This is a genomic window from Botrimarina colliarenosi (genome assembly GCF_007859955.1).
GTDB classification, from domain to species: domain Bacteria; phylum Planctomycetota; class Planctomycetia; order Pirellulales; family Lacipirellulaceae; genus Botrimarina; species Botrimarina colliarenosi.
Genome location: NZ_SJPR01000001.1, coordinates 510,388 through 536,039 on the forward strand (window position 1 = coordinate 510,388; position 25,652 = coordinate 536,039).

The 25,652-nt window shown below is 60.0% G+C and carries 3 protein-coding genes; all 3 read right to left on the minus strand.

Going from position 1 to position 25,652, the window contains the following annotated elements:
* Positions 1-238: hypothetical protein (locus Pla108_RS20750; protein WP_197526158.1), on the minus strand; the 238-nt coding region annotated here is incomplete at its 3' end.
* A 339-nt stretch (positions 239-577) separates the two neighbouring features.
* Positions 578-1,270: an imm11 family protein gene (locus Pla108_RS02035; RefSeq protein WP_146442251.1), complete on the minus strand. Its 693-nt coding sequence runs from the start codon at positions 1,268-1,270 to the stop codon at positions 578-580.
* A gap of 8 nt (positions 1,271-1,278) precedes the next feature.
* Positions 1,279-25,587: a choice-of-anchor Q domain-containing protein gene (locus Pla108_RS02040; RefSeq protein WP_146442254.1), complete on the minus strand. Its 24,309-nt coding sequence runs from the start codon at positions 25,585-25,587 to the stop codon at positions 1,279-1,281.
* Positions 25,588-25,652: the final 65 nt, after the last annotated feature.

Sequence of the window (25,652 nt, forward strand, 5' to 3'; positions counted from 1 at the left end):
GCTTGCCCGGGTGGGCGAGCACGGCCCGCTGGGCGTGGGGCTCGACCAGCCGCAAGAACCACTCGTAGCCGACGGTCGCCTCGACGACGACCTCGTGGGGCCCCAATTCGCCGAAGAAGGCCTCGATTCGATCGGGCTCGACGCACCAGAACCGCCGCGACTGAAGCACCTCGCGCGATTGACTCACGACACAAACACTGATCGACTTCTTGTGGAGGTCCACGCCGACGTAATCCATGACGGTCTCCTGCAGGGGTAAAACGGGGAGGGTGACAACCCTCGTTTACCACCAATCCGAAGAACCGCCTACTCGGCGCGGCCTCCTCTCATAGGTTCACCCGGCACGGTGCTTCCAACAATTCGGGTTCGCGCAGGGGTGGCCAAAGAAGAGCGGCGAGTGGCTGGAGGCGAGAGGCTACGGAAGCAGCCGCCACGACGCCAAGCGCGCCAGGCCCCCCCGGGGTGGCCGGCGTCGCAGGGGTCAGCCGGATTCCCCGGAGCGGCGGCCGTCTTGGTGATTCACCGGGGGCTCCGCTTCGCTGCGACCCCGGCCACTCGCCACCCGCCACCTACCAGTCTACACGCTACTTTGCTCTCGTCGTTCCTCCCGCATCGCGCGGTACTCTTCGAGACTCCACGGAACTCGCTTTCGGACCGTTGGCTCGTAGTAACTGATGCCGCCGATCAGAAGGCACTCCGTGTTCACTTCGTAAAACACATGCCGATCCACCGCACCGTATAAAATCAGCGCGTCCTTCACGTCTTGGTTGATGAACATCCGAAAATTCCAATCCGGCAGCCTGAATATCGCATTCCCGGCAGCCTTGTCGGCGTCAAACACCAATCGCCCGATATCGTCGATCTCACCCCGCTTGTTGGGCCAAGAGCTCAGGCCTTGTGGATGATAACACTCGATCACCGACGCCTCCCAGTCGAGGCAATCGACCATCGAGAGGGTGTTCAGCAGAAACAGATCCGGTTGCGCCTCGTACTGGCAAGGAATAAGCTGGATGCTGTCGCCGGCGATCCCTCGGAGGACCTCCCCAAGCTCCTTCTCGACTACGAGGATGCCGTAGCCTTGCAGGTAAAGCGGACAGGGGACGCCGTCGTTTCCTTCCACCAGTTTCACCGGAGGCTCTTCGGGGAATCGGGCGCCGCGAATGTACTCCCAGTCTTCACGCGGACCTCCTTCCAGCGTCGCCGCGATATGCAAGCACCGCGTCTTGTCGTCGTATTGCAGATCATCATCGTACAGCCAGTAGTATCTCATTCTTGAACTCATCTTATCGCTCCGCGCTCGGCTGTTGACGCCCCCGCTTGGACCAATGGTAAGAGTTCGCCATCAGGGCCAAGCTCTCGACGAATCCCAAGAAGACCTGTTACGAAGGCGTTCTGATACTCTCGCGTCCCCGGCGAGAAACCAGCAACCGCTTTTCGAAGTCTTTCCTCGACAATCGTGTTGTAGTAACCGTGCGGACCGATGTGCCCTGGCACCTCGATCTTGTTTAGACTTCCGTCGATATCGACCCGTGCGTTGTTGAATAGCTTATTTAGCCGTCTTCCTATGGCACCGTAGGGCGTCGCAATGTGATGGTCGTTCACGCGGAACAACTGCTGCGGCGTGACAATTCTCCCGCCGATTTCCTCGGCGAGCAGTTGCTGCCGTTTCACAACCTCTCGCACGCCCCCACGCACCCCAACGTACACCTGAGCCGCGAACGCGCTCAGGGGGTCATTGACTCCAAGCAGCGGGCCGCGAGCGCTTAAGAAGCCTTGCGCAAACGGCAGGCCAGTGTCGTAGGCAAACTGCCGGCCAGCAGCGATCGCGTTCCCCGTCGCTTTCGAGACAACTCGGCCCGAGACGCCCGTCAGAGTCCCGCCGCCGTGGACAAGTCCGCCGCCGACCGCACCGCCAAGGGTGGAAGCGGCGAAACCCCCCACAGTGGGGCCGGCGGCGCCGCCTCGGTCAAACGCCGCGTCGAAGGCGGCGGCGGTCACGGTCGTTCCGAGGTACTCGGCCCCACCCGCCGCGCCACCCACGAATAAGGCCGTTGCAAAGGTCCCCAGCCCGTACGAGGACGCGGCGATGCCCGCGCCGGCGCCGGCCAGCACGCCAAGCCCGGCTCCGACGCCGACACTCGTGTAAACTTCTCCGTCGGTCGCGCTGGCGAGGAACGCGTCTCCCAGCACGCTGCGGTATCCTTCCCCGAAGGCGTAGAGGACTGTGCCGAGAATACCCTCCCCGTAGATCGCCGTACGTTCTTCAAGGCTGAGCTCGGGGATTGCCGCCGAGCCGGGGGCCTGCCGGACATTCACCGGGTCGCCGCCGGCGTACTGGTAGAGGTTGGTCGATCCCCCCGCTTCGCCAAGCGGGTCCTCGCTGAGGAAGCGTTGGTGGGTCGGGTTGTACCAGCGGGCCCGCATGTCGTAGAGGTCGGTCGATTCGTCCAGCTGGTGGCCGGCGAAGAAGACGGGGCTCGCCGCCAGGACCTGGGCGAACGGGGAGCTCTCTCGGCCCAGGAGGACGCTGTCCTGCATCCCGGCAAAGTCCACGCCGAGCCCGCCGGCCGCATCGACATTGCGGTGCCGGAGATGCCAGTTGGAATCGTTCGGGTCGCCGGTGTAGTCGTAAACGCCCACCGACGTGACCGTGCCGACGTGGTCGGCGAATTGCCACACCGTCTTGATGCTGCCTGCCGCGGTCTGGTCAATCGCCAGGACCTCATTCACGCCCGGGCCATTGAAGTAGCTCCGCGTCACCTTGTCGGTTGCGACGTCGATCTCGAACGCTAGCCGCTGGCCGTCGTAGGCGTACGCCGTCCGCTGCGAATCCGTCAGAGACGTAAAAGACCTCTCTGACTTTCTTCCCAGCACGTCGTAGTAGTAGTCGACCGTGCTGTAGGTGATGGAAGTCGGGGCGCCGGGATGGGGATTATCGACCTGTCTCGTGACTTCCACCGAGGTAAGCAGGCCACGGTGGTCCCATGTGTAATCCGAGATTTCGCCACTAGAGCGTAGCGTTGTTTGTGTGAGCCGCCCTTCGAGGTCGTACGCGTAATCCGTCGTGGCGTCGGACACGAGCCGGTTTAGACTGCCGTAATCCTGGCCGGCCGCGTTCGTATTGCCGAACCCGTCCCTCCCGAAGTTCGAGGGAGTGGTCTGGGTGACCTCGCCGATCGAGCTCTTGCTGTCGGCGCCGACGCCGGTGACCTCGCCGCGGGGGTTGTAGAACACGGTGGGTCGCGAGGTGCTGAGCAGCCCGCCCATGTCGTCGTGGATCGCCATGCCGGCCCCGTCGATGCGACCCGTGTCGTCGTACCCGAAAAGGTAGCTGGCGATCGCCGACGCAGCGCCCTCGGCCCGGTGGTGCGCCAGCGTCTCGAGCGTCCCCTCGTCCAGGTAACTGTAGTCGGTGTGGCCGATCGAGCCTCCAGTTGTGCTGGCTGTAGCGTACCGGTCGATGCGGTGGCGGCGGTTGTCGGCGTTGTAAGCGAAGGCCGCCGCTTTGGCGTCGGCGGCGACTCCCCCAGCCCACGGGCCGCCGCCGCCTGCCGACTGTGTCACGGCGTTCACCCGACCGCGGGCGTCCAGGCCGTACTCGTTGTGGGCAACCAGCGTCGTCCCGTTCAGGTTCCAATCGGCCCGCTCGCGGACCCCGTTGCGGTGATACGCGATTCCTTCCACGCTGGTGGTCGGCGCCTGAACCCCTTTGAACGTATGCTCTGAGGTTTCTGAAGAGAGTCGCCCGTATTCGTCGTAGACGTACTCGACCGCGGATTGGTCGATGCTGCTGGCCAGGAGAGTGCTTCCGTCCCATCCGGCGGTCCAAGCGTCGATGGCTTCTTGAAGGCTGCCGTCGGCGTTGTAGCGGAAGTAGGCGGTGTAGGCCTTGTAATCCTCATAGCCGGCCGGCGCCGACACGGTCCATTCTTTATCGACCGCTGGTCCTTGCGGACCAGCAGGGGCGAACTCGGCGGCGAAAACCACTCCGTTCCGGTCCTTACTAGTCGTCTTAAGCCCGTCATAGGTCCACGTGCGGGTGACCTCTTCGGTCCCGCCGCCGGGCTCGTCAATTGTCGCAGACTCCTTGACGATGCGCCCGGCCTGGTCGTACTCCCAGGTGATCTCGTTCATGCCGTTGACGCTCATTGAGAGCCGATTGCCCGCCGAGTCGTAGGCGTATTTTGTGACTTGCTCGCCGCGCTTGACCGTCTCGACGAGGGGCAGGCCGATCGAGGTGTTGTACGTGTACGTCGTCGTCTTGCCAGCGCCGTCGATTGATCCGGAGAGCAGCCCGTTTTCGAAGTACTCGTTCGTCTGTCGGACCTCGTAGCCTGGAGAAAACACGGCCGCCCCTGGGAATGACCCAGCAGGGATGTCGTCGGACTCTTCGAGACCGCTAACCCGCACGGCCGACTTCAAGACATCGCCGCGGGTATTGAGCAGGCTACGCGAGACCGTCGTCTCGTCATGTTCGCGAGTCCCGGACGTAAAGTCTTCATGCTCCGCGCGGCGGCTGGTGGCCCGGGTCGTCACGACGACGAATCCGCCGCTGTAGGCGTACGAATTGATGACCAAGAGGTCGTCGTTCATTGACGCGTCTCCCACGGTCTCGTCTCCCACCCGCACGACGACGGCGTTGCCCAGCGAGTCGTACCGGGTGCTCGTCTTCACGCCGAGGGGGTCCGTCACGACGAAATCGTAGTTGTTGCCGGAACCGTCGAAGTATTGCGTCCTCGTGATGAGCTCGCCTACTCCGTCGTCGGGACTGGCGTCGATCAGCTCGCCGTGCTGAGTCGCTTTGACGATCCGATTGAGACCGTCGTAGGCGTAGGTCGTGATACAGTTCCCGCCGCCGGTGGGGGCGTCCTCGGTCACCTTGATCAGATTGCCCGATTTGTCGTATTCGTAGTTGGTGACGCCGCCGTAAGCGTTCGTCCCGCGCAACAGTCGCCCGGCGCCGTCGAAGTATTGGTAGGTCTTGACGCCTTCGGGCGAAGTGGTCTCGACCTTGCGGGTGACGATCGGATTGGTGCCGATGGTGGCGGCCGACGCATCGTTCGTCGATGTGACCGTCGAGACCCGGGCGCCGCCGTTGTCGTCGGCGTGGTCGGTGACTTTGCGAAGCCGGCCCGATTGGTCGTAACCGTATTCGGTGACGTAAGTCTTCGCGGCGCCGACGGGCTGCTTGCGGTACTCGGTCTCGGTGAGCACGTCACCGGCGGCGTTGTTTGCGTAGACAAACCTCGCCCCGTCGAGGGAGAGAACGTTCGTCTCGATCAGGTAGCCCAGCTTGTCGTAGCGATAGGCCCGCGGCGCCGCGCCGGGAGTCCGCTCGAGGATCACGTTCCCTTGGATGTCGTACACGAACGACGATTTGATCTCGTGCGGGTCATACTCGTTGTTGAGGTGGAGTTCTTCAACGACCTCGGTCGGCGCGTCGTGTCGGAGGTCGGAGTAGGCGTAGGTCGTGAGCGCTCCGCTGAGGAGATTCTCCTCCGAGATTAGTCGCCCTGCCTTGTCGATTAGCTGCTCAACGGTTTCGGTTAGTTCGCCGAAGCCGAAGGCTCCACCACCGGCGCCATTCGGGTCGTATGTCGTGAGGCCGGCGACGCCGGTTGTGCTTGTGCTCTGCTGGAGATAATTCTTAGCGGTAACGCTACTGCCTACCAGCGGAAGTTCCTGCCGCTGGACGACGGCGTCGGTGACGGTGATCGTCTCGCCGTCCGGGAGGGTCGTCTGCTTCAGACGGCCGTCCTTGTAGTAGGTGTAATTGGTGGTTACGGGGTTGGTGTCTGTCGCTCTATTGGCGAACTGTTCGACCTTTGTCAGCAGTCCGCGTAAGTCATAGGTGTACTTGGTTTTGCTGTGATTATTCGCTTCTCCAAGAGTCTCCGTCTCGATCAAGCCGTCGTCATAGTAGGTATAAGACGCTTCTGACAACACGGCGCCGCCCGATTTGTCATACACGACCATCGACTTCAGCAAGCCTGTGCGGTCGTAGTCGTAGACGGCATAGGAAAGGACGACGTTGTCGACTTCCACGGTCTTCGTCGCGACAAAACCGTTGTCGTCGTAGGAATAAGTCGACTTTGTGGTCCGACCGCTGTCGGCGAGGTTTGCTACGCCGGTGTCGGTCACCTTTGTGGATTTAAGTCGCCGGTCGCTTGAGTCGTAGTCGTACTCCGTGACGAGGCCTCTGCTGTCGACGTGTTTGGCGAGCAACCCCGAGAATGCCAGATTGTAGAACTCGTCGTTAGTCCTGGTCGAATCACCGTGGAAATAGACCCACGTCTCTTCATACTCGTTACCGATCGTCAGCTTGACGAGTTGGCCGTACTTATCCCATTCTCGAATTGACTTGAGGCCGTTCGGGTCTACCGCCTGGACGAGCTTGCCCATCGCGCCGAACTTGTTGTCGTCCGTGGAGTAGGCGTATCGCGTGGTCCCGGAGAAAGAATCCAGGCGGACCACGTTGCCGCGGTAATCGTCATTGTCGTAGAGACCCGACGTATCGTTCGCGGGATTCGGCGCGGAAACGTCAGCGTTCTGGTAATCGTAGACGAAGTACGAGACGCGCCCGATTGCGTCCGTGTACGATTTGACCGAACCGAGGTAGTCGTAAGTCCACGCTTCGGAGGAAATGAGGGCGCTGGCCACATATCCTGTGCCGAAGTACGACTCGGTTGTGACACGGTTGCCCGTGTCGTCGTAAGTATGTTTAGTAAACCAGTCAGTGGTTTCATCATTGTCGAGCGCGACCGTCGCAAACCGCCCCGTGTTTGCAATTCGAGAATCGCCAGCGTTATCGATTCCAACCGAGGCTTCAGTGCCCGTACCATGTACTACACGCCCTAACAGCGAAGGACTTACCGTGTAAGTGCCGGCTCCGTGGGTGATTGTCTTGATGGCTCCTGACCCGGTTTGTGCCGCGTCAAAAATAAAGCTGGTTGAGCGTTCGATCGTTCCACCACCCCATTTGTCCGTCGCAAGGAGAGCCGTTGCGTTGCTGACGTAGGTGAAATCACGTATCCTATCGCCTGACGTCAGGTCATACTTGTGCAGAATCTTGTCGAGTTGATTGTTGCTATCGATTGTCAAATCGACACGTGCATCTCCGTTACCAGCGGCGTCGAAGTCAACGTGTACTACGTTGCTTTGTAGCGCCCCAATCGTGGTGATGTATCCATCCGTGCCCGTTATGCTCGCAATACGCAGTGGGTCGTTCGTGGAATACTCGAAACTGATCGGACGATCAGCTTGTGGCACGCGGATCTCGCTCAACCGCCAAGCCGGATGCGAATCGACCGTCTGCATCTTGAAGACGTAAGCGACTGCGTCCGGAGAGGTGTAGACGATAGAGTTGCCAGGCAGCTTGTTGATCTTTTGCGTTCCGAATTCACGGGGGTCTTGCAGGCCCGTCTTTAGGTTGAGCGGTACGAACTTGCTGAAGGCGCCATTTGCGGGGTCGTTGAAGTAATCTTGGCGGCTGTAACCCTCGCCTAAGTCTCCAAGTCCGAAGACAATCGGTTGCTCGCCCGGAAACCACAAGATGATCCTGTCGTCCTTGGTGGTGTCGCTTCCTGACCGGAGGTCGTCGATGAACAGCTGCGGCACGCCCTCCAGCGCCCAGCCTTCGCCGAACTGAGGCGTGTAGTTCCAACTTGTCGGGCTGCCAGTGACAAAATCACCCGCGTCAACCTTTTTCTGCACCACCACTGCTGTTTCGCCGCTTTGCGTGAAGTTGAGCTTCTCGTCGCCAGTGATTTTGCGGTTGTCAACCTCTGCTTCGAATGCAACCTTCCATCGGTACACGCCGGAAAAGATGGGAGCTTCGCTGGGCTGGAACGCGAAGTGGTACGGCTCCCCTGTCGCGAGGCCATTGCTAATTTGCGTCAAGGCGGTGCCGGTGTAGGTCACCTCCGTCACAACTTCGCGCGGAGTGGTACCGCCTGTGCTGACGTGGTCGTACCAGGTGAAAGTCGCGGTCAGTTTCTTAACCTTCGTGTCTTTCGGAGCGGTGAGCGTCGCCTCGATTGTCGGCCGCGGGTCCGCCACCGACGAGTCGTAGATCAAGCCTGGTAAAGTCGCTTCGGCGGCGCCGCCCGACCCGTCCAGCACGAGGTCGTGGCGCCGTATGATCGATCCGTCGACCAGGTTGACGAGGGTGTCGCCCACGACTTCACGATCGACGCCCTGCCGGTACGTGTTGACGTCGGACGCAGCAACCGACCACCTGTCGGTGTCCAGCAAGTCGTCGGGGTCTTTCGTAACCAAGCCTGGGCGATGGATCGAGCTAAGCCACGCGGCTTCGGTCGAATCGCCCGTTTGAACGGAACTAGTCAGCGGATGAACCGTGAGCCGAATCTGCTTGACCAGAGCGGCATTCTGGCTGTTTGCCTGCCCGTCGGTAGCGGAGACAATAAAGCTGTAGGTGCTGCTGAATCCAAACGCGTTGAGAGAATCATTGGACTTTGAGTCCTGGCTAATAACGATCCGGGCGTCGGTCTGGGCCGGCACGTCCGCGCTTTCCAGTTTGACCTCACGAACGGCTGATGTATTTCCACCCAGTTGCTTGTAGGCAAAACTGGCGGTGATGCTATTGCCGCCTGTGAGCGGGTCGGCCCCTCTGAACGGTTCATCTGAATCTGACACGGGGAGCGTGAGAGGGTTCACACTCTTGAACTGCTGTATTTTGATCGGATCGCCGTCGGGGTCGTACAGCAGGTCCGCTAGGTCAACGACATAGTTCCAGTTGCGAGCGACGTCGATCGTTTCGGTTAGCTCTAAGACTCCGCTAGGGTTGCCGATATAGTCGGACCGGAACACAGGCAGGCTGTTGGTCACCTGGATGGTGAGTGGTTGGTCTTTGAGCAACACGGCGCCGTCGTTTGTATCGACAATCCGATAAGAGAGCGCCTCTTTGGCGTAGTAGTACGACCCCCCTCCTCCTTCCGACTGCAAAGCGTTCTTGGTGAGGAGGTCGCTCTTCGGTTGGTAGACGAGGGCGCCGTCGTTTCTGAGAGAGAGAGTGCCTAGCTTGAAGACTCTAGACGGGTTTCCCGTGGTGAGCAGCTTGCCCGTCTCGGAGTAATTGAAGGTAAGGACGGATGAGCCGCCCGATTGGACGATTTCAACTCGGAAGGCCTTCCCGGGAGAGTTCTCGAAGGTCGCGACGGGATTGAAGACCAGCGTGGAGGCGTGCGACACCGTGTGAGTAAATGCCGCTTCGGTGGGCGTGTTCGCAACGACAATCGGCTCAAGGCCGGCCTCGGCGGCGAGTTTGGGATCGAGCGCCGCGATCTTGAAGAGGTTAACGCGGACATCGACTTCTTCAAACAACTCGCCTAGGTCGGACGCCCGGACCTTGAATTCAAGCGCGTCGAGCCCTCGCAGATCGGCGCCGCTCTTAACCTTGATCAGGCCTGTGTCTCTGTCGATCTCGATCGCGTTCGCGACGGCGGCCCCGCCGATGATCTCGTACTCTAGCTTGTCCGACGTATCCTGGTCGTAGGCGGTGACAACCCCTACGACGTCTCCGGTGATTGCTGTCGTGGGAAGGTTGAACGTGAGCGATCCGGCGAAAGTGGGCGCCTCGTTCACGCTTTCGACGACGATGCGGATATAGCCCTCAGCGTCTTGAGCATCGGGCCCGTCGGCATAGACCTGAAGGGCGTAGATCGGAGTCCGCTCGGCGTCGAGCTTCGAGGCGTCCTCGACCCGTATCTCTCCGGTCAACGCATCGATCGAGAAGACTCCGTTGAGGTTGCCGCCGATGATGCTGAACGTGAAGTCTCGCCAGGCAGGATCGATCTGGACGCGGGCCACCAGCTGGCCCGTTTGGACGCCTTCCTTGAGAACGACGTCGCTGCTGAGAAATACCGACGGACTGGTGTCGGCTTCCCCTTCGAACTCATAGGCGCCGATGTCCCGAAGGGTGTCGGGAGCCTGCGGCACGTATCCCCGCTGGTCGATATAGAGTTTGTGCTCGTCTGAAAGGGGGCCGCTTGGAGGGTCGGCGTCGGTTTGGACGATGGCAGGCGACCCACTTACCAGTGGGTGATACTGAATCGCCTCGTTGGCAGGCGCCAACGCGCTCAGAACTTGGCTTACATCGGTGACGTCCGTATTCGCTGCGAACGAGATCGTTTTGAATGACGTATCGAGGAGGAGCCCGCCGGCGGACGTCGCGGCATTTTCGATTAAGTTTCTCGTCGAGTCATCGGTAAACGCCTCTCCGGCGCCGTCGACAGAGATGGTTGTTAGTGCGGCGCCGGCGGAGTTCGTATTGCCGGCGAAGAGTGTTTTCACTGCGGTGACGACTTGGCCATCGGTGTAGATCGCCGCCCCGGCGGCCGCCCGGTTATGTACGAGTGTGGCGTTGACAAGCGTCAGTATATTCGCGCCCGCCGTGGGGTCGCTCGTGAAAATGGCTCCCCCTTCGTTGGCGCGATTGTTGGAGAAAGTGCTGTTGATGACCTCGACGACGGATTCTCCTTCCTGCCAGAGGCCACCGCCTTCTAAGACGGTGCTCGCCACTCCATTGCTGATGAAGGCGCTCCGGTTGATAGAGACCTCGCCGCTGTAGACGGCGAGGCCGGCGCCTTTCTGCGCCTCGTTCTGATTGACGGCGCTCCGGATGATTGTGGCTTCGATCCCCGCGAAAGAGACTCCGCCGCCATGGCCGTATGTCGCCGTGTTACTTTGAATGACGCTGTCGCGGATCGTCAGTTGTTCGCCGACGAAGGCCACACCGCCGCCATCGCCGGTTGTTGCCGTGCTGCCGGTGATTTCGACGCCGGAGAGCGTGAGATTGCCGGCTGAGTAGATGGCGCCGCCGCTGTCGGCCTGACCGTCTTCAAGAATCAGGTTCTTGAGCGTCGCGTTGACATCCTCGACGACAAAGAACAGTCGCGTGCTGCTGTTTCCATCGATTGTCAACTTGCCCGCACTGACCTCGCCATCGATGGTCACGGCGGTGTCGATCGTGTATTGGGCAGTTGGCGAGAGGCTCGTGAGGTTGTCGGCAAAGGCGATCACATCCGCCTTTGAATCCGTCTTGGCCCACAACAACGCCTCTTCAAGCGTCAGGCCGCCCACTCCGACCACCAACTTTTCTTCCGTGAGTTGCGACGCCTTGTCAGACGGCGTGTAAACGTAGGCGCCATTCGTGCTCAGGACGTCGTCGAGCTCGTCGCCTTTAACAAGGTCGAGCGTCACAGCATGGGCGCTGCCGGCGCTCGTGATCGTCTGCTTTCCGTCGTACCCCAGAACGATCGTAGCGGGGTCCCCGGCCCAGTCGGTGAGCAGTAGCTGGTCGACCCCACCCGCGTCCGCCAGGACGAGGTCTGCGTCGTTATGATCCGACAAGTAGTACCTATCGGCGCCCAAGCCGCCATTGACCGTCACCGACCCCGCGCCAATGAAAATCGAGTCGTCGCCGGCGCCTGTTGAGATATCGTACAAAACGTTGGCGTTCAGCCCGACGTTCACAAGGCCGCGAAGGTCAATGGCGTCGTTGGTGGACCCCGTGACGATGGCGATCTTCAACACGTCCGATACTTTGACCGTAGTGAGTTCGTCGTTCACCACGAAGTAATCGACGCCGCCGTACGACGCCACCGACAACTCAACCCGCGGAGTCTTGCTCGACCCGTTGCGAACCTCAAAGCGATCCCCATTGAGGCTCCACTCCACCGCCTCGAGTTGGCTGAGTCGGTACCTCTGCGCCACGACCTGTGCGCCGGTGCTCGCTGTCAGGTCGAACTTGCCCGACTTGCTTGCGGCCAGCTCGGGGTCGCTCCACGAACCGGACACGGCTTGCGTGAACGTGTTCTCCGTGGCGCCACCTTCCTCAATCCATCGGGTGGTCAGCAGCGACGAGCCGGCAACGCCGACGACTTGCTTGATCCAGGCCAAGCCGAGGCGTCCGTAGCGGTCGGCGGCAAGACTAAAGCCGCTGATGCGTTCTCCCGTTGTAATTCCCAGAGTGCTTGACGCATCCGCGACGTCGATATCCTCGACTCCGGACATCCAGACGCCGTTCGCGCGTCGGCTTATGCGTACACGATCACTTCCCCCGCTGTCGGGGCCTTCTGCCGTGGACAGGTTGCTCCATTCGGCAGTCTCTCGCCAGCCCACGACGGGCTCTCCACTCGGGCCGATCGCGAGTTGGATGTCACTAACGGCCCAGTCATCGAGGGAGTCGCCGTACGGCGGAACGGATGGCGTGGCGATGAGTAAAGTCGCGTTCCCCCAAGAAATAGACGACAGATCGTAGTCAGCGGCATACAACCGACCTTCGGTAACCGATTCTTCTAGCCACGCCAGGTGAATCGTCAGACCGTCGCTCGAGACGGTCGAGACAACGCCGCCTTGCGTGCCACCGGCAAGATTGACGGGAACGACGCTCGGCGCGAGCAGCTGCATCAAGTCACCCGAGCCACTCAGCGCGTACCGCCCGAGATAAGCGGAGCCCGAGGAAACCCATGTCACGATGAACGAATCGTCGTTGGCGATGAACGACAGAGAGCTTAGTCCGTCGGAGGCGACCGACTCCGCTCCGGTCACCGCTACCGCGTTTCCGGCAGCGACGAGCTGCTCACCGATCAGATTGAAGCGTCTGGCGTACAGGCACGCGCCAGTACCGCTTGTCTGTTCCCAGACCACGAGGAAGCTGCCGTCTTCCCCCGCGACGACCCGGGGGTTTGACGCTGTCACGTCGTCGGCGACAACGACAATCCCAGAGAGCAACGAGCCATCGGCCGCCACCCTCCTACCCCGGAGCCCCCCCGCCTCTTGCCAGACATGCAAGCCAATGCCACGGGCGTCAATCGCCACCGCCGGCGATCCGCCGTCGCGAGCGGCAGTGGTCAACGTTTGGACGGGCCCCACTTGTGGCGTGACGGCGACGTCGATGGCGCCCGTTGCGATGCTGAGGTCTTCGCCGTCAGCAAGCGCCTCGTCGACCAGACTCAGCGACCCGACAACGTCCTCGACGCTGACGACTTTCCCCGCCTTGCCGGCGGTCTGATCCCAGACTCGGAAGAAGACAACGTCCTCGACTGAGCCCGTGAAGTCGTCCTGCTTATTGAATCTTACAAGCGCGGCGCCCGGCAGAAGGAAGGCCTTGCCGGACAGGAGGTAGGGAACGGACCGCCAAGTCAACCCGTTGTTCAAGCTGTATTCGACCGAGCTGTTCGGAGTCGAGCCGAGTTCGACGCGCACAATCGCCATGCCTATTTCGTTCTTCGGACCGACATCCTCGTCCGAAGCTCCGGCAAGGAGCGAGGAGACCGCTACGCCTGGGTTCGTAGCAGGCGTCACGTCGCTCGCTAGCGAGATCGGCGGCGCCGGTCTGTCCAGCGTCGGCAGGTCGTTGACATTGATGACGCTGATCAGCGGGAGCACCAACGGGTCGGATTCGCCGTTCGCGCCTCGCGACGGGTCGGTGATGGTCAGGCTGACCTCTAGCGTCGCCGAATCATTGACATCGGAGTAGAGCGACTCGAAATCGACGACCGCTCCGGGCTTAATCCACAGCTCGCGGGTCAAACGCCCCTGCGCGTCGGTCGGGATGAAGAAGAGGTCGCTATTCGCGCCGCCAATCACGGCTGACCACGGCGAACTCGCGAGGTTTGTCAGCCTCAAGCCCGCGACCTTCATCCCGTCCGGTTGCGGGCCTTCGACGATACTCGGGACGACATTCGTCGCTTCAACGAGCGGCGGAGAGAGCGGATCGATCAGAGCCCCCGTCTCGTGGGCGCCGATGTCGATTGCGTCGCCAACTAAACGGTCGTATCCGGAGCCTCGCTGGTCCGTCGTCGGCGAGGCGCCAAGGGTCGTCCGGCCCGCGTCGATCGCGATGCTCTTGTCGTTGACGGCGAAGTCGTCGCTGAGCTCGCCAACGAAGCGTATCTGTCCCAGGGCTACGCGGTCACCACCGGCGGTCACGTCGGGTTCGCCGTAGAAGTTGTCGGTGATCGTGATGATCACCTGATCGGCGAGCACGGGCGTATCGAGCACATACGTCTCGGACAATCCCGCAACGCTCGGCGTCGTCTCCCGCGTCCATGTGATACAGGATCCAACCGGGTCACCATCGCGCTTGAAATCGATCTTGAGGACCTTCGCTTCGTCGCCGTTCCGGAAGAGGCTGGTGATCGCCGACCAGATGACGATCTCAGATAGCTCGACCGACCCCCCCAGGTCAAAATCGAAAGATGGTTCATCGTTGATCGCGCTGCCGCCAAAATTGCCGGGATCGTCGTCGAAGAAATCGCCCGAAGCGCCTCCAGCAGAAGTTGTCCGCCACGATTCGTGGCGAATCCTCTGTTTAAGGATCGCCTCATTGCTTCCGTAGGGCAGCGTCATCGGCGACGCATTGGCGGGAGGTCCTACGCCGTTGATTGCTTCATTGAATCCAACGATCGGATCGGCTGTCATCTGACTCGCCTCTTCGCCGGCTTCAGACCCCTGGCCCGTGTAACCGATGGCGCCGCTGGGGACGTGAATCATTGCGAGGGTGGAAGTGCCTGAAACTAGCGGCGCATGCGTCGCGTTAGCGCCTCCATTGTCCGCTAGGAGATCAAGCCCTGGGTCCAGGACGCCTGCGAAATAATATGGATCCGTCGATAAACTGACTCCATCCATGTAGTAGTACCCGGCGCCGATAGCGTAGCCGCCGATGAGATTGCCCCATTGATCGGCCTCCGGAACGCCTCCTTGGTCCCACGGCAGATTCTGGCCGGGCACGTCGGGGTTTACATACCGACCTTGAACATATCCAAATGACCGGTTAGGGGATGCCGGTCCATTTGCCGAATACCATGACGAGTACAGCGAGTAGTTGTTCCCTATCAAAGAATGATCGATCTGAAGCATGTCTCTTATTAGAGGTTCAATGCTCGTGTCGTTCGGGTCGGAGGAACTGGGCAAATATCCAAAGTAAATGTCTGAGGAGCCGGTGGTCGAGTTTTTCGCAGTCTTGGCATTGCTTGAGTCTGTCGAATCATCTAAGTGCTCGAAAGTGCTGTAGCTATAATTCGACGCGACGATGGAATGGTCGATCGTTAGCTTGCCGTGGTAGTCTTCGACCGAGGCGGGACCGCCGTCGGGGAAGTAAATGCCCGCCCCTACGTTCGCGGAATCTCCGGAAACCTGGTAGCTTCCATGGACGCGGTTCTCGACCACGGTCGAGTGTTCCAACGTGAGCGCGGCTTTACCATCGGCAGCGATGCCGGCGCCTTTTGGCGAGTCATAGAGGTTGTACCCCTCCGTCCGTAGGATCCGCACCTTCGCGTCATTGTTGGAGATCGTTGAGTTTCTCACCGCTAGATAGGCGCTCGAAGCGAGATCGAACTGATCCTTGGAACCGTGGAGGTACACACCGGCGCCGTAGTGAGACTCATTGAAGGAGATCTCCGAGTTGCTAATGACAACCGAAGAACCGTCGATGAAGAGCCCGCCTCCCGAAGCGCCCTTCAATTCGTCAAGTAGCGACGGCGAGTACGATTCCAGGCTCTCGCCGCCACTGTAGAGGTACGGTTCGTCAGAAGCTAATGCAATGTTGTTAGTGATGACGCTGCCGTCGATAACGGCCACACTTTCAACAATAGATACCCCCCCGCCGCGTGGATCAATCGAAGGAATGTTTTCCCGCAAATTGGAGTCATTGGAAGTATCTTTGGAAACATCGATTGTATTCTGATTCCAAAGATCTAGAGATAATACGCGGCGCGTTAAGTTTTCAAAGATGGCGCTCGAATTTATATCGAGACTGCCACCTTCGACATGAATGCCCCCTCCTGAAATGTTGGCGCTGTTGTTGGATACAGTGCTGGAGTCGAGGGACAGAGAGCCGCCTTGTGAAAAAATACCACCGCCACTCGGGGCAAGGGTTTCGGGAAAAGCCAAAGAAAGACCTAATCCACCTTGGACAGCTTCAGTGGGATTTCCGACGTGAGTGTTCTCCGGACGGGTGTACAAGTTATGCGCGCTGTTCCCGACAATCTCGCTGTTGTATATGGTGAGGGTTTCAGTTGACCTTATGGCGCCGCCAGAACCGTGGACGAAACCGCCCGTCAGGACGAGATTGCTGATCTCAACCATCAACAGATCGTCGGTCTCGTCGTCGATGTTAAAGAGCCGGCTCCCCAGCACATTCCTGGTTCCCGGCAATGTCAAGGAGTGGCTCGAATTCGGCTGCGCGAAGGCATTGACGGGGCCGGGCAGTTCAGCGCCCGGCGGATTGGCGATTTCAGGCAGCGGCACGTAACTCTTCGACGCGTCGATAGTAAGGCGACCCCCGCCGATTGCGGCGATGTCGAGATCGTCGGTGATCCGCAACTCGCCACGCTCGAGGAAGACCACGCCGTCCCCCAAGGAACTCGGCACGGCGATCTTCTGCTTGCCGTCGAGTAGATTGGAGAGCAGGATCGCTTCGCGGAGCGACAGATGCCCTGGGCTGAGATCGAGGTCGATCACCGTGTCGTCCACGTCTGAGACGACAAGGTCGTAGCCTGAAATGTCAGCGCTCGTAACGCCCAGGGCGGCAAGCATGCCCGAATCCGGCAGTGAAGGCAGGTGGGTGTACACCGTTGGGAGTTCGAAGGCGCCGATGTCGATCTGCCCCACTTTCCGGTCGAACGGGTAACTCTGCGGGTCGTTTTGGCGGTGGCCCCGCTGATCGGTCAGGCGTTTGCCGCCAAACCTAACTTCCCCCAAGGCGACCTGCTGGTCGCGCTGAAGACTCGGGAAGCCAATCCTGACGGTATCGGCCTCCACATAATTGCCATCCGCCAGCAACAGCGTGATGCCTGTCCCATAGCCCGCTCCGTTATTCGTCCAGTCGACCAACTCCGCCGGCAGGTAAGTCCAGCTGCCGCCACCGTCGTTGGAATACGAAATCTGGATCGTCTCCGGCAGCGTCGAGTTTACCGTCCCCGTCGTGACGGACCACAAGACGACTCGCTCCAATTCTCGGACTTCGTTGAAACCGAAAGTAAGCACCGGAGCGACATTGGGCCAATCGGTTTCGGAGTTGGGGTCGTGGCTAATCCACTTCGCCCCGTTGTAGTCGGTTGGAAGCGTGCCCCCTATGAGCGGGTAGACGATCGAGTCGATGTCGCGAAGTGTCGGTGACTCGGTGATCAGATTGAATGCCGGAGAACTGTCGTAGCGGAAGGTCGACGAACTCGCGGTGACAGGGCGGATCAGTTCATCGTCACTGCTGTCGTAGGGGGAGTTCCAGAACCCCGCGTTATAGGCGGGGCTGGCGGGCGTTCGGATCGCGTGTAGCTCCGAGGGTCCCCCGTAGTCGCCGAGTGGCGTCAATTGCGGGTCTGCCCCAATAATGTTCTCATTGAAGTCTGGTTCCTGTGGGTCCTGAATCGGCAGCAGGGGGTCGGCGCCATCGGGATCTACACCAACTCCGATGATATTGTTTCGACTCAGTGTTGACAGTGAGTGAAATGTTGCCGGCAAGATTCCGGTGTCAAGATATGTCTCTTTGTTCGGCGCAGAGAACCAAACGTCTGCGGTATTGGCGCTATTGACGGCAAAGATTCCAACCCTGCCGTCTGGGTTGACATATCTGTGATTCTTCACCCATGTGTGCGCGTATCCCTCTTCCGCGTTTAGTTCCTGAAAGAGTGGAAGGTCCCAGGCCACGTTACCAGCGACGATCGAATTCACAAAGGTCGCGGCGTTGTCGTTGTACGGCACAAACACCGCTTCTTTTATATTATCGAGCCAGCCGCCTACAACGAAGACGCCTCCACCCTGGTAACCCGCTTCGTTGTCGGTAACCGTCGTGTTAATTAGTTCGATCTGATCGGTGTTGGCGACGAAAATGCCGCCGCCCGCGATGCCGGCTTGGTTCCCTGATATCGTCGAGTTCTCGATGCGTAGCCGATGCAGCGAATTAGCGAGGATACCGCCTCCGTACCCACCATCATACGACAAATCGTTGAATAGGTCGGTTCCTTCTTCGGCAAGCAATCTCAGATCGGTTACGGGTTGTCCATCCCTCGCGTCTCCCATTTGCCGATTATCGGAGATTGTGCTCCTGGAGATGAAGACATCCAGGGGGCCCGACAAACGAAGGCCGGCACCCCCTGCAGCGCCTACGGCGTTTACACCAGCGCCATAATAAGTGCGGTTATTCGAGATTGTCGATCCGTCAATCGTGACCTGAAACGGCAGGACTTCACGCACGCTAAAGTGCACGGGCTTGTCTTGTTCAGGAGGCAATTCGTCGTAGTCTTCGTCCGGCTCTTCAGGTTCGGGTGTGACACTAGTTGGTACGAGTACAGCTAACGCGCTACCTCCGTCTACACCGCGTATGACACTGTCTCGAATCAGTATTGATCCAGGGAAAGCGAACGGAAATACGGGCGTTTCCGTAAAGCTCGCGGCGGCTCTTATCGCGTTGTCGCCCTGAATATTGAAAATCGTGCTCTGGATGAGTTCCAGTTTGCCCCATAGATCGACGTCGATCACGGGCCCGCGGAGGCCTTGGAAAACGGAATCGGTGATCGTTAGCTGGCTCGCCTTCGCCAGGACTGCGGTGCTTCCGGAGCCCACGTCAAGTCCTTCTGGCGGCAGAAAGCGGCTGTCGTCGATGACCACGTCCGACCACAATACGGCTACGGCGGCGCCGGCCGTCGATGCGTGGTGAACTGTCAGATTCTGCACGGACACGTTGGAGCCCAGCACCACGAACGAGCCAGACGGGTACTCGATTAACTCGCCCGGGTTATCTGGGTCCTCTCGCGCCTCGATGACCATCGCCCCGATCGAGTCGATCATCGTGACGTTGGTGATGGAAACCGTGTTCTTCCTGTCGAGGCCCACCAGCAACGATGTGGCGCCGGAGAGGTCGAAATCCTCCCCAGCGTTGATGTCGAAGCTGCCGCTGCCTTCTCGTGCGCCTTCCTGATTGAGCGTGCCGTAGATCGGCAGCCATTCCGTGGCGAAGTCGCCGTCGTCTACGATCCGGATCTTGAAAGAGGGCGGTGTAGTTGAGCCGTCGTGCTGGAACTTGATGAGTGGATATTGCTCCGGGAGAAATGAAAGAAGGGGGGTACGCTCTTCTTCTGGAATCTCATATTGGGGGTCGGACAGGTAGAAGTACCCACCCGTCACCTCCGACACCTCGTACCGCGCGATATCGCCACGCCCAATGCTTGAGGGAAGTTGTGTATGATCCGCCCAATTAAGAGTGTCGACGGCGATTCCACGGCTCGTGTCGAACACGGTGTTGTTGATCGTGACCGTGATCGGCCGACCACGCCTTTCGTTGGTCGTGTAGATGCCGCCCAGCCCGAGATTGATGTCGTTGGTCGGAACGCCGACCGCTACCCCTGATGCGACATCATCCATGTCGATGGGAGTGGTCTCGAAGCGGCTACCCTCAATGACGAGGTTGCCCATCGTGTAGATGTCGCCCGCAAATATTTCGCCCAAGGCTGAATAGGTATGCGGTGGATCATCAATCTCAGTTACGCCAGCATCCTCCAGGTAGCCCTGGAGTTGGTCTGAGTCCAAGGATTTTCCGACATTGAACGTGGCGTTGTTGACGAAGCGCGAATCAATAATCGTCAAATCGCCGGTCGAGTAAACGCCGCCGCCGCGCGCGGCAGTCTGGTACTCGCCGAAGATGGGCGCGAAGTTCATGGGGTCGTCACGGGGATAATCGACGAACCCTGTGTTGCCGATGATCTCGTAACCCGCCGGCCGCGGCGCGGCGTTGTGACTGACTTCGACGTGATCGAGGGTCAGAGAGGCGCCGAGCGAGTAGATCGCTCCACCGTGGGTCCAGGTGTCGCCGCCGCTGAGCGTCAGACTCTTCAGAGTGACGTCGACGTCTCTGCCTTTGACGTAAAAGACCCGCCCGCCATTTGCGTTGTACAACTGGTAACCCAGCTCTTCGCGGTCGGGGTCGTAGGCGCGGACGGTCAAGCCATTGTCGAGGCTGCTAGCGTCGATCGCCAGCGACTTGTCGATGACCAGATCGCTTTGCGATCCGAGCTCGATGACGCCGCCGTTGAGCCAGGGAGCGAAAGTGATCACTTGATTGCCCGACGCTTGTGCGATCGCTTCGCGGAGGGTCAGCTGACCGATCGACGGTTCGTCTGAGAGCGTGGTGACGACGATTGGCGCTTCCGCCTCAAGAGCGCCGATGTCGATGGCCTCGCCGAGCACGCGCGGGAACCCGACGCCACGTTGGTCGGTCGCGTCGCCGTAGTCGTACGCGGTGCTGCCGGCGTCGATGGCGATGCTTCCCGGCAGCAGGGCGTGCGTTCTCGTCGGCCCGCCGTTGTACGCAAGGTCAGCAACTCGCAACCCCTCCTTGGTGTATCCCTCTTGTGAGAAGAGATCGACGCTATTTGGAGAGTAGTCGGCAGTCGTACCGAGCAAGTTGTAGCTCGCAGAGAGCAACTGGCCGTAGTCGCCAACATACAGGTCGGTGCTTGACGTAGCATTGCCGTTTCCCACCACAAGCGAATTGAGGAGGGATAATTCGCCGTAGTAATCCGCGTAAATGCCGAGACTATTCCCGATTATTGTTGTGTTCGAGACACTCACATTTCCAAGGAAGCTTGTCAGACCCGTCCATCCATTGCCGGAGATTGTCGAGTTAGATACGCTCCCGTAACCTTCGAAGAACAATCCATAGTGGTCGTTTTCGACGATGGCGCTCTTGCTCACAAAGGTGGCGCCTGTCGAGTGGATGCCAGCCCCATTTCCGGAGCTTTCGATGGACTCGATGTTGACGTAAGCGCTGCTCCCGACTTCGATCGAATAGGAAGTGGCGCCGGTCAGCCTGACGCCCGTTAGCGTGGAGGCGCCGGATGACAGCATGAAGACGCCGTTGGCGCCGTTTCCGTCGATGGTGAGCAGGTCGGCGCCGGGGCCAGTGATCAAAAGGTTGCTGTTGACCGTCAGGGGGTCGGCGGCGCCGCCGTCGTGGTCCGCTAGCGTGATCGTCTGCGGCGTAGCGAAGACGACGGGGTCGAACTCGATCGTGTCGGCTCCTGGCGTCGCGTTTGCTAGCGCGATCGCCTGACGCAGGCTTAGATCGCCGGCTCCTACTCCGATGTCCGACGCCGTCGTTACCACAATGGCGCCGTCGCCCTGATACTCGAACGCTCCAGTGTCGGCTGTGTCGAGACGCGCAAAGTCGCGTTGGTCCGCTACCGCGCTGGTGGTGAATCCACTCTTGTCGATAGCGATGCTCCCTGCGGCCAGGGCGTGCGTCCGGGTCGGGCCACCGTAGTCCCCCAGGGACATCAACTTCACGTCGGACAATTCGTATGCCGAGTCGCTGAGGACTATATTCTCGGCGACTCCGTCGGTGAAGCTGCTGCCGTACTGGCCGCCGATGATGTTCCCGATGCCCCCGGCTGCCGTGACATACCCGGGGTCGAAGTCGATCCGCGCAGACGGAGTGGGTTGGGCGAGGTTGTTGTTGACGATCAGGCTGTTGTGGAAGGCGACGGAGCCGCCATACCCACCCCAGACTCCGAGGTCCTGGTTCTCCGCGATGGTGACGTGCTGCAGCGTTACGTCTCCTTCGAAATTCCACACGCCGATGCCCGCATTCTTCGAGACCGTCGAGTTCATGATCAAGACGTAGGCGCCGTCAAGCACCCAGACACCGCTGCCGTTTTCGGCGATGACACTGCTGTCGAGGTAGAGCAATCCTCCGTTGGCTTCCACCCCCGCGTCGAGGTTGTCGGCCGCCTGAACTCCCTTGAGCGTTAAGTAACCGGAGCTCTCAATCCCGACATTCGCCCCCCGCACGGTGATCCCAGAGAGCTCCGTTAGCCCAATATTGCTTATAACAGAGCCGGCTCCGCTACCGTCGATGGTGAGCAGGTCGGCGCCGGGGCCAGTGATCACTACGTTGCTGGTGATCGTCAGGGGGTCGGCCCCGCCGACCCCGTCGTGGTCCGCCAGCGTGATCGTCTGCGGCGAGGCGAAGACGACCGGGTCGAAGACGATTGTGTCGTCGCCGGGCATCGCGTTCGCCAGCGCAATCGCTTGACGCAGGCTCAGCTCGCCGGAGCCTACGCCGATGTCCGACGCAGTAGTCACAAGGATCGGACCTGCCTGGAACTCGAAGGAGCCAATATCGGCCGTGTATTCGAGGCTAAAATCGCCGTCTGCGGGTCGGAGGAAACCGCGTTGATCAGTCAACAGGTCGATTGATGCGCCGTTGTCGCCAGCGTCGATGGCGAGGCTGCTTGGATCGAGCGGGTGGACTGAGGTCGGCCCTCCGGCATGCGTCAAAGCGAGCAGGCCGACGGTCTCGGGCGTCTGGCCGAATGAGAACTCGGAGAGACCGCTCGCTTCTTGAGAAAGGTAGACCGTCCCTAGAAGGTTGTGCGATCCACTTGCAGCGACTTCCTCCCCGCCGTTGATGTCGTAGGCGGTATTGCCCAGTATTAGCGAGTTGTTGATTGTGGCTGTGTAAGGTTCGTCCGCTGCCGGCGCGAATACGACGCCGCCATAGGCGTTGTTCGTAATGGTGACGTTGGTCAAGGAAGACGAGTGCGACTCAGCATGAAAAACCCCCCAATGGTCGTTCCCCGAGATGGTCGTATTCTCAACGACGAGATTGGCGGTAATCGCCTGCACGCCATTACTGTTGCCCGAGATCGACGTGCTCCGGATGGTGACATCTCGGATGTTTCCGATTGGATAGTACGAGGTGTAGTCGTAGTGGGCATAGACGGCGCCGGGGCCGTAGTGGCCGGTCATCTCCAGGGAGGCTAGAGTCACTTCTCCGCCGTCGATGTAGACGCCGCTTCCTGAGTTGCTTGTCGAGACCCCCTCAATGGAGACGATGCCTTCATGGATCTGGAAGATCGCCGAGGCGCCATCGCCATCCAGATTGAGAAGATCAGCGCCGGGACCCACGATCACGACATCGCTGTCGATCAATAGCGCGTCCTCGTCCCCATCGCTGTCCTGATCCTGCAGCGTGATCGTCTGCGGCGTGCTAAAGACGCCTGGGTCGAACACGATCGTGTCGTTGCCCGGCGTGGCTGTCGCCAAGGCGATTGCCTGACGCAGGCTCATCTCGCCAGAGCCCACGGTGCCGTCCGACGTCGTGTTCACCACGATCGGTCCGTCGCCTTGGTACTCAAACGCCCCGATGTCGATTACTGGGGTCACATCCACCGTTGGGTCGCCATCGACGGGTCGCGAAAACCCTCGCTGATCTAACGCTAGAGTCGAGGTGCTGTTCCCCTTGTCGATCGCCGGGCTGCTCGGCAGAAGGGCGTGCGTCTTGGTGATCCCGCCGTAGTAATCGAGCGGCATTAGGCCGGCGTCCTGCCCCGACAGCAGCTCGATGTTCCCAACCCCGACGTTGGGGTCGAAGTGGTCGTTGCCGTAGCCGACCATCGTGTAGGAAGCCGAGAACGCCGGGGCCACCTTGCTGCCGCTGAGGTACAAGTCGGGAGTCGATCCGGAGCCGGTTAGGTTGCCCGCCAGGATGGTGTTATTGACGATGAGGTGGGACCCCGAACTCTTCTTGTAGAGAGCGCCACCCGCCCCGCTCGAAACGTTGCCGGTGACCGTGACGCTATCGATATCCACGTCGATCGGGTCGCCATAGACCGTGATGCCAGCGCCGGCGGGAGCATGGTTGGCGGAGAAGGTGCTGTTCAGCACCTCGACCGTTCCCCGCCCCGCCCCCGTGTTGAACTGGGTGATCTGCAAGCCGCCGCCGTAGTTGGTTGCGGTGTTGTCCTCGAAGGTGCCCCCTTCGATCCGGACCGTGTTCGCCACGGTCGAGGCATTCGAAGCTGTATAGACCATCAGCCCGCCGCCGGAGAACGCCGTGTTGCCCTCGAACGTGCTGTTGACGACGGTCGCGTCGCCATTCACAACGTAAGCTCCACCTCCATGGCCGTATGAGAAGTTGTCTAGCAGCTTTACTTCCTTGAGGTTGAGCTGATTGCCGTCGGAGCTGATTCCGGCTCCGTTGGAGCCCGTTTTACCGCACTCGATGGTCAGGTTCTGGAACGCGACTTCGTGGCCGCCTCCCGCCTCGATCAAGAACACCCGCGTTAAGTCGCTCCCGCTAATCGCTAGGCCGGGTGCGTCGGACCCATCGATAATCACGTCGCTCGCGACCTGCAGCTGGGTCGGGCTCTCTCCGCTTTCTAGGCCGTCGCCGTCCACGTCGCCCAGCACGATCGTCTGACCGGCGAGTGAGGTAGCAAAATAAATTGTGACTTGTTTTGGTCCAATCTTATTCGCTGCCGCCGCTAGGGCTTCACGCAAGGAGAGCAGGCCATCGAGGCCGTCGATGACGTCCTTGGCCGTATCGACGACGAGCGGAGCGACGTACTCCACTGCGCCGATGTCAACCGCGTTGGCGCTAATCACTAACGGCTGGTCTTCGCCGCGGTTGAACCCGCGTTGATCGGTCGTGAGTCCCGTCGCGAGAGAATAATCGCCGGCGTCGATCAGCGGACTCCCTGGGAGAGGCGCCATCGTACGGGTCGGTCCACCATAGTTTCCTAGTGGAGCGAGTTGTGGATCTGTGCCGCCGGAGTAATTGTGATTAGGTGCGTTGGTGACGACGCTTCCGAAGTGATCCATCCAAGTATTGCGACTATTGTTGGCGTAGACCGTATTCACAATGCTCAGCGTGCGCCCATCGCCGGAGCTCGCTCCGGAAAGCATAATCCCGCCTGAAGCTCCAACTGGTCTGGCAGTGTTATTGACGATTGTTGAGTTTTCTACATCGACCGAAGTCGTGCGGTAGGCATCGACGGCACCGCCGTAGTGATAAGACTCGTTGCCGACGAAGGTGCTGTTGACAATTCTCAGGTCGCTGCCGAAGTGGGCCTGGATCGCTCCGCCGGTTCCGCTCGTGCGGTTGTTTTCAAACGTGCTGCCATCGATCAGCGCACCCAAAGGGCCGTCTATTCTGACGGCTCCACCATAAGATGTAGCTGTGTTATTTATGAACTCGCTGTCGCGAATGGTAATTAATCCACTTTCTGAATAAATCGCACCGCCAACAGAACCAGCGGCATTGTCCTCAAACAACACTCGCTCAACGGTGAGCCCCCCCTGACTGTAGATCGCACCTCCCGACCATGTGGTGGTCACTCCCGCCATGCGTAGATCGCTGAACTCAACGTCAATGCCGTTGTTATTAACCCGGAAAAGTCTTTGCCCAGTAGCACCGCTAATAGTGAGCCCAGGGGCCATAGCTCCGCTGACCTTAACATCCGAAGATATTGTGATCTGACTGTTGAGGTTGATAACCTGGCCAGCTAGTCCCGACGCAAACTCAATCCGGTCGACGCCATCATTATCAGCCGCCGAATGAGCGATCGCTTCCCGGAGACTCCACTCTGAGTCGGTAGATGTCCCTGCCATCTCCGTATCTACAAGCGTTGTGACCGTATAGAGATACGACGTGAGAAGGTCTCGCCGTTCCAACGCCTCTGGCCAACTCCGGCGCCGACGATAGTGGTCTCGTTTAACTCGTTGTGTACGGCGGCGAAAGCCGAGGGCCGTAAGAGTCTTGTCCCATGACGAGGGAAATCGGCGCATGCTTACAAGATGTTGAGGCGAACGGAGTGCGGGCCGCTGAAGAGTTCTCGCCGAGCTCGACGTTG

Bases quoted from the DNA above. Each gene is read 5' to 3' on its own strand.
- Pla108_RS02040 (WP_146442254.1), bottom strand. From the start codon at position 25,587: ATGCGCCGATTTCCCTCGTCATGGGACAAGACTCTTACGGCCCTCGGC.
- Pla108_RS02035 (WP_146442251.1), bottom strand. From the start codon at position 1,270: ATGAGATACTACTGGCTGTACGATGATGATCTGCAATACGACGACAAG.